11 protein-coding genes are annotated in these 11,356 nt (G+C 63.0%); 7 read left to right on the top strand and 4 right to left on the bottom strand.

Translation table 11 applies throughout. The annotated features are described in order from the left end of the window. Positions 1-85: 85 nt before the first annotated feature. The 4 genes from BLR63_RS04850 to BLR63_RS04835 form a co-directional block, all read right to left on the bottom strand. Complete coding sequence (locus BLR63_RS04850; protein WP_010566904.1) at positions 86-1,519, bottom strand: LLM class flavin-dependent oxidoreductase; 1,434 nt, start codon at positions 1,517-1,519, stop codon at positions 86-88. Further along, the gene (locus tag BLR63_RS04845; RefSeq protein WP_010566905.1) at positions 1,519-1,878 is read right to left on the bottom strand and encodes an acyl-CoA dehydrogenase; all 360 of its coding nucleotides are present in this window, start codon (positions 1,876-1,878) and stop codon (positions 1,519-1,521) included. The genes BLR63_RS04850 and BLR63_RS04845 overlap by 1 nt, the downstream gene beginning before the upstream one ends. A gap of 13 nt (positions 1,879-1,891) precedes the next feature. Further along, the gene (locus tag BLR63_RS04840) at positions 1,892-3,088 is read right to left on the bottom strand and encodes an SfnB family sulfur acquisition oxidoreductase (protein WP_010566906.1); all 1,197 of its coding nucleotides are present in this window, start codon (positions 3,086-3,088) and stop codon (positions 1,892-1,894) included. Positions 3,089-3,243: 155 nt separating this feature from the next. Next, positions 3,244-3,807, bottom strand: coding sequence for a helix-turn-helix domain-containing protein (locus BLR63_RS04835; protein ID WP_010566907.1), 564 nt, complete (start codon positions 3,805-3,807; stop codon positions 3,244-3,246). Between the two features lie 92 nt (positions 3,808-3,899). Between BLR63_RS04835 and BLR63_RS04830 the strand changes: the two genes are divergently transcribed. The 7 genes from BLR63_RS04830 (at position 3,900) to BLR63_RS04800 (ending at position 11,008) form a co-directional block, all read left to right on the top strand. Then, positions 3,900-4,829, top strand: coding sequence for a DMT family transporter (locus BLR63_RS04830; protein WP_010566908.1), 930 nt, complete (start codon positions 3,900-3,902; stop codon positions 4,827-4,829). Positions 4,830-4,953: 124 nt separating this feature from the next. After that, the gene (locus tag BLR63_RS04825) at positions 4,954-7,875 is read left to right on the top strand and encodes a monovalent cation/H+ antiporter subunit A (protein WP_010566909.1); all 2,922 of its coding nucleotides are present in this window, start codon (positions 4,954-4,956) and stop codon (positions 7,873-7,875) included. Beyond that, positions 7,875-8,219, top strand: a complete 345-nt coding sequence (locus tag BLR63_RS04820; protein ID WP_003192163.1) for a Na+/H+ antiporter subunit C — start codon at positions 7,875-7,877, stop codon at positions 8,217-8,219. Before BLR63_RS04825 ends, BLR63_RS04820 begins: the two co-directional genes overlap by 1 nt. Beyond that, the gene (locus BLR63_RS04815; protein WP_010566910.1) at positions 8,216-9,898 is read left to right on the top strand and encodes a monovalent cation/H+ antiporter subunit D; all 1,683 of its coding nucleotides are present in this window, start codon (positions 8,216-8,218) and stop codon (positions 9,896-9,898) included. Before BLR63_RS04820 ends, BLR63_RS04815 begins: the two co-directional genes overlap by 4 nt. After that, a complete protein-coding gene (locus tag BLR63_RS04810) occupies positions 9,895-10,383 on the top strand; it encodes a Na+/H+ antiporter subunit E (RefSeq protein ID WP_010566911.1) in 489 nt (162 codons plus the stop codon). Before BLR63_RS04815 ends, BLR63_RS04810 begins: the two co-directional genes overlap by 4 nt. Further along, positions 10,380-10,658 carry a K+/H+ antiporter subunit F gene (locus BLR63_RS04805; protein ID WP_010566912.1) on the top strand — a complete coding sequence of 93 codons (279 nt, stop codon included), beginning with the start codon at positions 10,380-10,382 and terminating at the stop codon, positions 10,656-10,658. Before BLR63_RS04810 ends, BLR63_RS04805 begins: the two co-directional genes overlap by 4 nt. Next, positions 10,655-11,008 (top strand): Na+/H+ antiporter subunit G, encoded by a 354-nt coding sequence (locus BLR63_RS04800; protein WP_042947407.1) that lies wholly within the window; start codon positions 10,655-10,657, stop codon positions 11,006-11,008. Before BLR63_RS04805 ends, BLR63_RS04800 begins: the two co-directional genes overlap by 4 nt. Positions 11,009-11,356 lie beyond the last annotated feature (348 nt).

Raw genomic sequence — 11,356 nt, 5'->3', positions numbered from 1 at the left:
CGTGCGGTGGTCCGCTGGCTGATGTTGATCAGGCAATGAAAATCCAAAGGTGGGAGAGGGTTTGCTCCCGATGGCGGTGTGTCGGTTAGAACACTTTTGATTGACCCACCGCTATCGGGGGCAAGCCCCCTCCCACATTGGTTTTATGTGAGCCTGATAGGTCGCGGTAGCCGGCGCCGGGATGGTTCGACGGCAACCTCGGGCCTTCGCCGAACAACTTTTCGCGCAACGTGCCCTGGGCATATTCGGTCTTGTAGACCCCGCGCTTCTGCAACTCCGGCACCAGCAGTTCCACCGCGTCGATAAAGGTTTCGTGGGTCAGCGCATAGGCCAGGTTGAAGCCGTCCACGTCAGTGTCTTCCACCCACTCCTGCAACAAGTCCGCGACCGTCTCCGGGCTGCCGACGAACAGCGGGCCAAAGCCGCCAATACCGACCCAGTCGGCCAGCTCCTTGGGCGTCCAGACCTTGCTCGGGTCCGCGGTGGAGAAGGCTTCCACCGCCGACTGAATCGCGTTGGTGTGCACGTGCTTGAGCGGCTCATCCGGTTTGAACTGGCTGAAATCGATGCCAGTCCAGCCGGAGATCAGCGCCATCGCACCTTCATAGCTGACGTAGGATTTGTATTCGTCGAACTTGGCCTTGGCCTTCGCATCGGTCTCGCCGACGATCACCGTCTGCAGGTTGAAGATCAGGATTTTCCTTGGATCGCGCCCGGCCTCGGCGGCGCGGCGGCGAATGTCGGCGACGGTATTTTTCAGCAGCGCCTTGGACGGTGCGGCGACAAACACACACTCGGCCTGTTCGGCGGCGAATTGCTTGCCTCGGCTGGACGCGCCCGCCTGGTACAGCAACGGTGTGCGCTGCGGCGACGGTTCGCACAGGTGAATGCCGGGCACCTGGAAGTGTTTGCCGACGTGGTGGATCTCGTGGATTTTGCTCGGATCGCTGAAAATCCGGCGCTCGCGGTCACGCAGCACGGCGCCGTCCTCCCAACTGCCTTCCCAGAGTTTGTAGCAAACTTCCAGGTATTCCTCGGCGTAGTCATAGCGCGCGTCGTGTTCGGTCTGGGCTTTCTGGCCGAGGTTCTTCGCACCGCTTTCCAGGTAGGAAGTGACGATGTTCCAGCCGATGCGGCCCTTGGTCAGGTGGTCGAGGGTCGAGAGCCGGCGGGCGAACGGGTACGGGTGCTCGAAAGACAACGACGCGGTCAGGCCGAACCCCAGGTGTTCGGTGACCAGCGCCATCGGCGCGATCAGCGACAGCGGATCGTTGACCGGCACTTGGGTCGCCTGGCGGATCGCCGCGTCGCCATTGCCGTTGTACACGTCGTAGATGCCCAGCACGTCAGCGATAAACAGGCCGTCGAACTTGCCGCGCTCGAGGATTTTCGCCAGGTCGGTCCAGTATTCCAGGTCCTTGTACTGCCACGAACGGTCACGGGGATGCGCCCACAGACCGGGGGATTGGTGACCGACGCAGTTCATGTCGAAGGCGTTCAAGCGGATTTCACGAGCCATCAAACCGCACTCCCAGGGGCGACACCGTTGAGGTGGTAGTTGCCGACAAGCTGGTACTTCCAGCGCAACGGGTCTTCGAGGGTCGCCGGCAACGCGGTGCGCTGGCCGGTCAGTTCGAATTCGGCGGCGCTGGCGAACAGCAAGGCCTCTGCGGCGGCGATCTGCGCTTCGGTGGCGGCGACAGGCGTTGGATGGGTCTCGGCGTATTCCTGCAAGGCGGCCGCCACGTCCACGCGAATCTGCCAGTCGCCGAAGCGGCTGATCACGTAAGGGTCATCACTGTGCTTGACGAAACGGCGGGTGCTTTCCAGCAATTGGCGAGCCTGGTCAAGCGCGGTGGGTTGGGTCAGTGCATTCATGGGGGCAGGCTCCTCAGTTCCAGGCATGGCGTGCGGGTTTCACGCCGTTGAGTACGAAGTTACCGATCAGGTGGTATTTCCAGCGGGCCGGGTCGTGCAGGGTGTGGGTGCGCGCGTTGCGCCAGAAGCGGTCGAGGTTGTGCTTGCCGGTCACCGAGCGGGTGCCGCCCAGTTCGAACAACTTGCTGCTGGCAAGCAACGCGGTTTCGGCCGACAGGACTTTGGCCTGGGCAACGATCAGCGAAGCGTTGGCGACCGTGTCTTCGTTCGGCTCGGCGAGGGCCTGGTCGACGGCGATACCGGCCTTGGCGAGGATGGCTTCGGTGCCATGTACACGCCATTCCAGATCACCGATGGCGGCGATGGTGAATGGGTCCTGCCAGCCGTGATCCTGCTGGCTGTCGATCCATGGACGGGCCTGGCGCGCATAAAGCTTCGCTTGCTCGAGGGCGCCCAAGGCGATGCCGGTGTCGACCGCCGCCTGGATGATTTGCGAGATCGGGCCGTCGGCGGTGGGGTTGTCGAACGCCAGGTGAGCCGGAATCACCGCGCTCAACGGCACGGTCACGCCGTCCAGGGTCACGCCGCCGCTGGCGGTGGTGCGCTGGCCGAAGCCGTCCCAGCTGTCGATGACCGTGAGACCCGGCGCATTGCGCTCGACGAAGGCGATAAAGGCCTTGCCCGCTTCGTTGGTGCCGACGGCGGGCACGATATGGGCGAACAGCGCGCCGGTGCAGTAGAACTTCTCGCCGTCGATGCGGGCGTGATCGCCGTGTACACGGATCTGGGTATCGAAAGTCCCGGCGTTTTTGCTCTTGGCCTCGGAAAAGGCATTACCGAAACGGTAACCCGCCAGGACCTTTTCAAAGTAGTAACGCTTTTGCTCCTCGCTGCCGGTTTGCAAGAGGATATCCACCACGCCCAGGTGGTTCTGCGGGATCTGCGCCAGAGACGGATCGGCGGCGGCGATCAACTTGATCACCTCTGCCACTGTCACATAGGACACTTGCGCACCGCCGTAGGCCTTGGGGATGGTGATGCCCCATAGGCCGCTGGCGGAAAATTCGTCGAGTTCCGCCACAGGCAGGCGTCGCTCGCGGTCGCGCACGCTGGCGTCGACGGCGAAGCGTTCGGCCAGGCGTTTGGCGACCTCGATGGCTTCCGCGTCTGAGCGGATGATATGAGCAGGGTGTTGAGGGTGGGCTGACATGGGCCGACTCCAGGGTCCGAGGGATTACTGGAGTGATTGCAGGAGTCGTGCCTGAAATTAATCGTCAATAAAATCAGTAGGTTGCCGGGTCATCACGGATACATTGCCAATGCGCAATCCAGCAAAGTGTCCATCCACTGTTGCCGGGTCAACAGTTAGATCACCACATTGCGCACAAAGCGCAGGGCCACGTCGCCATCATTGCGATAGGCGTGGGCCTGGCGGCTGGCGAACATATAGAACTCACCGGCGGCGACGTGTTTTTCCTGGTCGTCCAGCACCAATGTCAGGTGGCCTTCGAACACGAACAACTGCACGCTCCAGCCTTCCGGGTCTGGCTCGGGGCTGTAGCAGTCTCCCGGTTCCAAGCGCATTTCCCACAGTTCGACTTCACGCCGGGCGTGGGCCCTGGCCAGCAAGACCGCCTTGCTGCCGGGAATGTCACCGGCCCAGGCGAGTTCGTTGATACGGCTGTGGTCGGGGGCATCCGGGGCCTGGATCAGGTCGCTGAAGGCCACATCCAGCGCTTCGGCCACACGATCGAGGGTGGACAGGCTGACGTTTTTCTCGCCGGCCTCGATAGCCACCAGCATGCGCCGGCTGACCCCGGATTTTTCCGAGAGCGCGGTCTGGCTCATGTCGGCGGCGCGGCGCAGGCGACGGACGTTCTGGCTGACGTGCTGCAGGACCGAAGCCCGTTGTGGATTTTCTTTGTGCACTATATTGCTCAATGGGTGGGGGTGCGCAGTATACTGCCCAGCGTGCGGCGCATTGTGCGGTCCGTGCCTTTCCCTTGCAAGACCGAGCCGCCATGACCCCCCCGAACTCTCCTTCGCGTTTCAACCGCTTCAGCAAAGCCGAATGCATCCTGGTGTTCATCACCATGATCTGGGGCGGCACCTTTTTGCTGGTGCAACACGCCATGACCGTCAGCGGGCCGATGTTCTTCGTCGGCCTGCGCTTTGCGGCAGCGGCCATCGTGGTCGGCTGCTTTTCCTTGCGCACCTTGCGCGACCTGACCTTGTTCGAGTTGAAGGCCGGCGTATTTATCGGCGTGGCGATCATGTTCGGCTACGGGCTGCAAACCATCGGCCTGCAGACGATCCTGAGCAGCCAGTCGGCCTTCATCACCGCGCTCTACGTACCGTTCGTGCCATTGCTGCAATGGCTGGTGCTCGGCCGTCGTCCGGGCTTGATGCCGAGCCTTGGCATCATGCTCGCGTTTGCCGGGCTGATGTTGTTGACCGGCCCGGCCGGCGCTTCGCTGGACTTCAGCCCCGGTGAAATCGCGACCTTGATCGGTGCCATCGCGATTGCGGCGGAAATCATTCTGATCAGCGCCTTTGCCGGCCAGGTGGATGTGCGCCGGGTCACCGTGGTGCAACTGTCCACTGCGTCGTTGTTGTCGTTCCTGATGGTGGTACCGATGGGCGAGGCGTTGCCGGGCTTTTCGTGGTTGCTGCTGTTCAGCGCGGTGGGCCTGGGCCTGACCAGTGCGGTGATCCAGGTGGCGATGAACTGGGCGCAGCAGAGTGTTTCGCCGACCCGGGCAACGTTGATTTATGCCGGTGAGCCGGTATGGGCCGGGGTAGTCGGGCGGATTGCCGGGGAGCGTTTCCCGCCGATTGCCATGGTGGGGGCGGGGTTGATTGTATTGGCGGTCATCGTGAGCGAGTTGAAGACGCGCGGGCAAAAGGCTATCGAACTGCAGAACGAGCGGGAACAAGAGCAACAGGGCTAAGGTCGGAAAGCATGCCAAGCCGGGATTTTGGGCCTACCTTGTAGGATCCTGCCACATGTTGCCGTTTGGTGATCACCAAAGCGGCACGTATGATGCATCCCAAACTCCCGCAGATTAGAAGCCTATGTCCCTGATAGTTCTACTGCTTCTGCCATTCATTGGCAGCTGTCTGGCGGCCTTGCTGCCGCACAACGCACGTAACACCGAATCCCTGCTCGCCGGCCTTGTCGCCCTGGTCGGCACCCTTCAAGTCGCCCTGCTCTACCCCCAGATCGCCGATGGTGGCGTGATCCGCGAAGAATTCATGTGGTTGCCCAGCCTCGGGCTGAACTTCGTGCTGCGCATGGATGGCTTCGCCTGGCTGTTTTCAATGCTGGTGCTGGGCATCGGCGCGCTGGTCTCGCTGTATGCGCGTTACTACATGTCGCCGGACGATCCGGTGCCGCGTTTCTTCGCGTTTTTCCTCGCCTTCATGGGCGCCATGCTTGGCCTGGTGATCTCCGGCAACCTGATCCAGATCGTATTTTTCTGGGAACTGACCAGCCTGTTTTCGTTCCTGCTGATCGGCTACTGGCACCACCGCGCCGATGCCCGGCGCGGTGCCTATATGGCGTTGATGGTCACCGGCGCCGGCGGCTTGTGCCTGCTGGCTGGCGTGATGCTGCTGGGGCATATCGTCGGCAGCTATGACCTGGACCAGGTGCTGGCGGCGGGCGATCAGATCCGCGCGCATTCGTTGTACCCCCTGATGCTGGTGCTGGTGCTGATCGGCGCCTTGAGCAAAAGCGCGCAGTTCCCCTTCCACTTCTGGCTGCCCCACGCCATGGCGGCGCCAACGCCGGTTTCGGCCTACCTGCATTCGGCGACGATGGTGAAGGCCGGCGTGTTCCTGCTGGCCCGCCTGTGGCCGTCGCTGTCCGGCAGCGAAGAATGGTTCTGGATCGTCGGCGGTGCCGGCGCGATCACCCTCCTGCTCGGCGCTTACTGCGCCATGTTCCAAAACGATCTCAAAGGCCTGCTGGCCTATTCCACCATCAGCCACCTCGGGCTGATCACCCTGCTGCTGGGCCTCAACAGCCCGTTGGCCGCCGTCGCGGCGGTGTTCCATATCCTCAACCACGCGACCTTCAAGGCCTCGCTGTTCATGGCCGCGGGCATCATCGACCATGAAAGCGGCACACGAGACATCCGCAAACTCAGTGGACTGGTGCGCTTGATCCCGTTTACCGCGACCCTGGCGATGGTGGCCAGTGCGTCCATGGCCGGGGTACCGCTGCTCAACGGTTTCCTGTCCAAAGAGATGTTCTTCGCCGAAACCGTGTTTATCTCGGCGACAAAATGGGTGGAAATCGCCTTGCCGGTAATCGCCACCATCGCCGGTACCTTCAGCGTGGCCTATGCCCTGCGGTTTACGGTCGATGTGTTCTTCGGCCCGCCCGCCACCGACCTGCCCCACACTCCGCACGAGCCGCCGCGCTGGATGCGCGCCCCGGTGGAGTTGCTGGTGTTCACCTGCCTGCTGGTGGGGATCTTCCCGGCCCAGGTGGTCGGTTCGATCCTCGCCGCCGCCGCGCTGCCAGTGGTGGGCGGCGTCCTGCCGCAATACAGCCTGGCGATCTGGCACGGCTGGAACGCGCCGATGATCATGAGCCTGGTGGCCATGTCCGGCGGCGTGGTGCTGTACCTGCTGCTGCGCAAGCAACTCAAGCGTGGCCGCTTCAAGTACCCGCCGATCATCAGCTACTTCAATGGCAAGCGTGGCTTCGAGCGCTGCCTGGTGGTGATGATGCGCGGCGTGCGCCGGATCGAAAAACGCATCAGTACCAAGCGCCTGCAGACCCAGCTGTTCCTGCTGGTGCTGGTGGCGGTGATCGGCGGCATGATCCCGATGCTCAACAGTGGCCTGAGCTGGGGCGACCGCCCGAAAATCCCAGGTTCCATTGTGTTCGTGACCCTGTGGCTGCTGGCGATTGCCTGTGCCCTGGGCGCCGCCTGGCAAGCCAAGTATCACCGGCTGGCGGCCCTGACCATGGTCAGCGTGTGCGGCCTGATGACCTGCATCACCTTTGTGTGGTTCTCGGCACCGGACCTGGCGCTGACGCAACTGGTGGTGGAAGTCGTCACCACGGTGCTGATCCTGCTGGGCCTGCGCTGGCTGCCACGGCGGATCGAGGAGGTGTCGCCGCTGCCGAACACCTTGCGCAAGGCGCGGATTCGCCGGGTGCGCGACTTCCTGCTGTCCACCGTGGTGGGCAGCGGCATGGCGCTGCTGTCCTACGCGATGCTGACCCGCCAGACGCCTAACGACATTTCCTCGTTCTACTTGAGCCGCGCCCTCCCCGAAGGCGGCGGCAGCAATGTGGTGAACGTGATGCTGGTGGACTTCCGTGGCTTCGACACCCTCGGCGAAATCACTGTGCTCGGCGCCGTGGCGCTGACCGTGTATGCCCTGCTGCGACGCTTCCGCCCCTCCAAGGAAAGCATGCAACTGCCCGCGCAACAGCGCCAACTCGCGCCGGACGTGGCCACCGACCTGATCAACCCACGCCAGGCCAGTGACACCGCCCTGGGCTACATGATGGTGCCAGCGGTGCTGGTGCGCCTGCTGCTGCCGATTGCGCTGGTGGTGTCGTTCTACCTGTTCATGCGCGGCCACAACCAACCGGGCGGCGGGTTTGTCGCGGGGCTGGTGATGTCGGTGGCGTTTATCCTGCAATACATGGTGGCCGGCACCCAGTGGGTCGAGGCACAGATGAGCCTGCGGCCGATGCGCTGGATGGGCTTCGGCCTGTTCTCGGCCACCCTAACCGGGCTTGGCGCATTGTTTGCCGGCTACCCGTTCCTCACCACCCATACCTGGCATTTCAGCTTGCCGGTGCTTGGCGATATTCATATCGCCAGCGCGCTGTTCTTCGACGTTGGCGTATACGCCATGGTTGTCGGCTCGACCCTGCTGATGCTCACCGCCCTCGGTCACCAATCCGTGCGGGCCCATAAACCGAGCAACCAGGCCAAAGTGGTTGCCACAACGGAAGGAGCCGCCTGATGGAAGAAGTCATCGCAATTGCCATTGGGGTCCTGGCGGCCTCCGGCGTCTGGTTGATCCTGCGGCCACGGACGTTCCAAGTGGTGATGGGCCTGTGCCTGCTGTCGTATGGGGTCAACCTGTTCATTTTCAGCATGGGCAGCCTGTTCATCGGCAAGGAGCCGATCATCAAGGACGGCGTGCCGCAAGACCTGCTCAACTACACCGATCCGCTGCCCCAGGCCCTGGTACTCACCGCAATCGTGATCAGCTTCGCCATGACCGCGTTGTTCCTGGTGGTGCTGCTGGCATCCCGTGGGCTGACCGGCACCGACCATGTGGACGGCCGGGAGCCCAAGGAATGAACTGGGTGAATCAACTGATCGTCGCGCCGATCCTGCTGCCGCTGCTCACCGCCGCGCTGATGCTGATGCTCGGCGAGAAACGCCGTCCGCTCAAAGCCAAGATCAACCTGTTCTCCAGCATGCTCGGCCTGGGTATCGCGATCCTGCTGCTGTACTGGACGCAAAAAGGCGGCCCCGGCTCGATTGGCGTGTACTTGCCGGGCAACTGGCAGGTGCCATTCGGCATCGTGCTGGTGGTGGACCAACTGTCGGCGCTGATGATGGTGCTCACCGGGATCATCGGCGTAAGTGCGCTGCTGTTCGCCATGGCTCGCTGGGACCGGGCGGGCACCAGTTTCCATGCACTGTTCCAGATCCAGATGATGGGCCTGTACGGCGCCTTCCTGACTGCCGACCTGTTCAACCTGTTCGTGTTCTTCGAGGTGCTGCTGGCGGCGTCCTATGGCCTGATGTTGCACGGTTCGGGTCGTGCGCGGGTATCGGCGGGGCTGCATTACATTGCGATCAACCTGCTGGCATCGACGCTGTTCCTGATCGGTGCGGCGATGATCTATGGCGTCACCGGCACGCTGAACTTCGCCGACCTGGCGCTGAAGATCCCGCTGGTGCCGGAAGCCGATCGTGGCCTGTTGCATGCTGGTGCGGCGATCCTCGCGACCGCCTTCCTGGCCAAAGCCGGCATGTGGCCACTGAACTTCTGGCTCGCGCCGGCCTATTCCTCGGCCAGCGCGCCGGTGGCGGCGATGTTCGCGATCATGACCAAGGTCGGCGTGTACACCGTACTGCGCCTGTGGACACTGCTGTTCTCCGGCCAGGCCGGTGCCTCGGCATTGTTTGGCGGTGACTGGCTGGTGTATGGCGGAATGGCCACCATCGTCTGCGCGGCACTGGCGATGGTGGCGGCGCAGCGCCTGGAACGCATGGCGAGCCTGAGCATTCTGGTGTCCGCCGGGATCCTGCTGTCGGCGGTGGGTTTTGCCCAGCCAAGCCTGACGGCCGGTGCGTTGTTTTACCTGGTCAGTTCCACGCTGGCATTGAGCGCGTTGTTCCTGTTGGCCGAGTTGATCGAACGGTCGCGCTCGGCCAACGACCTGCCGCTGGACGAAGAGATCGATGCGCTGCCCAAGGCCATGGAATCCCTGCATCCGCGGCCCGGCGTGAACCTCGATGACGAGCAGAAAGCCGTGGTCGGCCAGGTCATCCCCTGGACCATGGCGTTCCTTGGCTTGAGCTTTATCGCCTGCGCACTGTTGATCATCGGCATGCCGCCGCTGTCCGGGTTTATCGGCAAGCTCGGCCTGTTGAGTGCACTGGTCAATCCGTCTGGCCTGGGGGCAAGCGGTGACACGCCGATCCGCCCCGCCGCCTGGGGCCTGGTGGCACTGCTGATCCTCTCCGGGCTGGCCTCGCTGATCGCCTTTGCACGCCTGGGCATCCAGCGTTTCTGGACTCCGGAAGAACGGCCCTCGCCACTGCTGCGCCGCTATGAGTGCGTGCCGATCTTCTTGCTGCTCGGCCTGAGCATTCTCCTCACCTTCAAGGCCGAACCGCTGATGCGCTACACCCAGGCCGCCGCCGACAGCCTGAACAACCCCGAACGCTACGTGATGGCGGTGATGGCGACGCGTCCGGTGCTCAGCCCCGAAGCCAAGGCCGCCGCGCTGGAGGTGCAACCATGAAACGGCTGTTCCCTGCTCCGTGGCTGTCCCTGGCACTGTGGGTGTTGTGGTTGGTGCTGAACCTGTCGGCCAGCCCCGGCAACCTGCTGCTAGGTGCGTTGATGGGCTTTCTCGCGCCACTGCTGATGGCGCCGCTGCGTCCGCTGCCGATCCGCATCCGACGTCCCGGTGTGGTCATCCGCCTGTTCTTCCTGGTGGGCCGCGACGTGATCGTGTCCAACCTGCAAGTGGCCTGGGGGGTACTGGTGTGCGGCTCGCGTCCGCCACGTTCGCGCTTTATCAAGATCCCCCTGGACCTGCGCGACGCCAACGGCCTGGCTGCGCTGTCGATGATCACCACCGTGGTCCCCGGCACCATTTGGTCGGAACTGGCCCTGGACCGCAGCATCCTGCTGCTGCACGTGTTCGATCTGGACGATGAAGCGCGGTTTATCGAGCACTTCAAGACCACCTACGAGCGACCCCTGATGGAGATCTTCGAATGAGCCCCCTGCTCGCCAATGCGATCCTGTTCAGCCTGTTCCTGTTCTCCCTGGCCATGGTGCTGACCCTGGTGCGCCTGTTCAAAGGCCCGTCGGCCCAGGACCGGGTCCTGGCGCTGGACTACCTGTATATCCTGGCGATGCTGATGATGCTGGTGCTGGGCATTCGCTATGCCAGTGACACCTACTTTGAAGCGGCGTTGCTGATTGCGCTGTTTGGCTTCGTGGGCTCGTTTGCCCTGGCCAAATTCCTGCTGCGTGGCGAGGTGATCGAATGATGCCGCTATGGATTGAAGTGTGCGTGGCCGTGCTGCTGGTGCTGAGCAGCATGTTTGCGTTGATTGGCGCAATCGGGTTGCTGCGCATGAAGGACTTTTTCCAGCGCATGCACCCACCGGCATTGGCCTCGACGTTGGGGGCCTGGTGCGTGGCGCTGGCATCGATCCTCTATTTTTCGATGCTCAAGTCCGGCCCGGTACTGCATGGGTGGCTGATCCCGGTTTTGCTGTCGATCACGGTGCCGGTCACCACCTTGCTGCTGGCCAGGACGGCGCTGTTCCGCAAGCGCATGGCCGGCGATGACGTGCCCGCCGAGGTCAGCAGCCGTCGCACTGAAAAAACGCCATAGCCGCAGCATCCCGATAACGCGGGCAGCCTGGATGCCGGCGGTGCCTTGAAGTTTTTCGCGAGCAAGCTCGCTCCTACAGGTGGGCGGTGCCACAAGGCACTTGTAGGAGCGAGCTTGCTCGCGAAGGTCGTCAACGATAACGCGGTCATGCTGGAAAAATGCGGCGCTCTCGGGTTTTTCGCGAGCAAGCTCGCTCCTACAACAGCCGGTACCTGGCGTTGCCTGCAAACCTGGCGCGCCGGCCCCCTTGTAGGAGCGAGCTTGCTCGCGAAGATCGCCAACGATAACGCGGTCATGCTGGAAAAATGCGGCGCTCTCGGGTTTTTCGCGAGCAAGCTCGCTCCTACG

The sequence above is a fragment of the Pseudomonas extremaustralis genome (assembly GCF_900102035.1).
GTDB lineage: Bacteria > Pseudomonadota > Gammaproteobacteria > Pseudomonadales > Pseudomonadaceae > Aquipseudomonas > Aquipseudomonas extremaustralis.
The sequence above is the reverse complement of the archived record's forward strand: the minus strand, read 5'-3'. Positions and strand labels throughout refer to the sequence as shown.

Excerpts from the sequence above, each read along its gene's own strand:
- BLR63_RS04810 (WP_010566911.1), top strand. The coding sequence starts at position 9,895 with ATGAAACGGCTGTTCCCTGCTCCGTGGCTGTCCCTGGCACTGTGGGTG.
- BLR63_RS04815 (WP_010566910.1), top strand. The coding sequence starts at position 8,216 with ATGAACTGGGTGAATCAACTGATCGTCGCGCCGATCCTGCTGCCGCTG.
- BLR63_RS04845 (WP_010566905.1), bottom strand. The coding sequence starts at position 1,878 with ATGAATGCACTGACCCAACCCACCGCGCTTGACCAGGCTCGCCAATTG.
- BLR63_RS04825 (WP_010566909.1), top strand. The coding sequence starts at position 4,954 with ATGTCCCTGATAGTTCTACTGCTTCTGCCATTCATTGGCAGCTGTCTG.
- BLR63_RS04850 (WP_010566904.1), bottom strand. The coding sequence starts at position 1,519 with ATGGCTCGTGAAATCCGCTTGAACGCCTTCGACATGAACTGCGTCGGT.
- BLR63_RS04805 (WP_010566912.1), top strand. The coding sequence starts at position 10,380 with ATGAGCCCCCTGCTCGCCAATGCGATCCTGTTCAGCCTGTTCCTGTTC.
- BLR63_RS04840 (WP_010566906.1), bottom strand. The coding sequence starts at position 3,088 with ATGTCAGCCCACCCTCAACACCCTGCTCATATCATCCGCTCAGACGCG.
- BLR63_RS04830 (WP_010566908.1), top strand. The coding sequence starts at position 3,900 with ATGACCCCCCCGAACTCTCCTTCGCGTTTCAACCGCTTCAGCAAAGCC.
- BLR63_RS04820 (WP_003192163.1), top strand. The coding sequence starts at position 7,875 with ATGGAAGAAGTCATCGCAATTGCCATTGGGGTCCTGGCGGCCTCCGGC.
- BLR63_RS04800 (WP_042947407.1), top strand. The coding sequence starts at position 10,655 with ATGATGCCGCTATGGATTGAAGTGTGCGTGGCCGTGCTGCTGGTGCTG.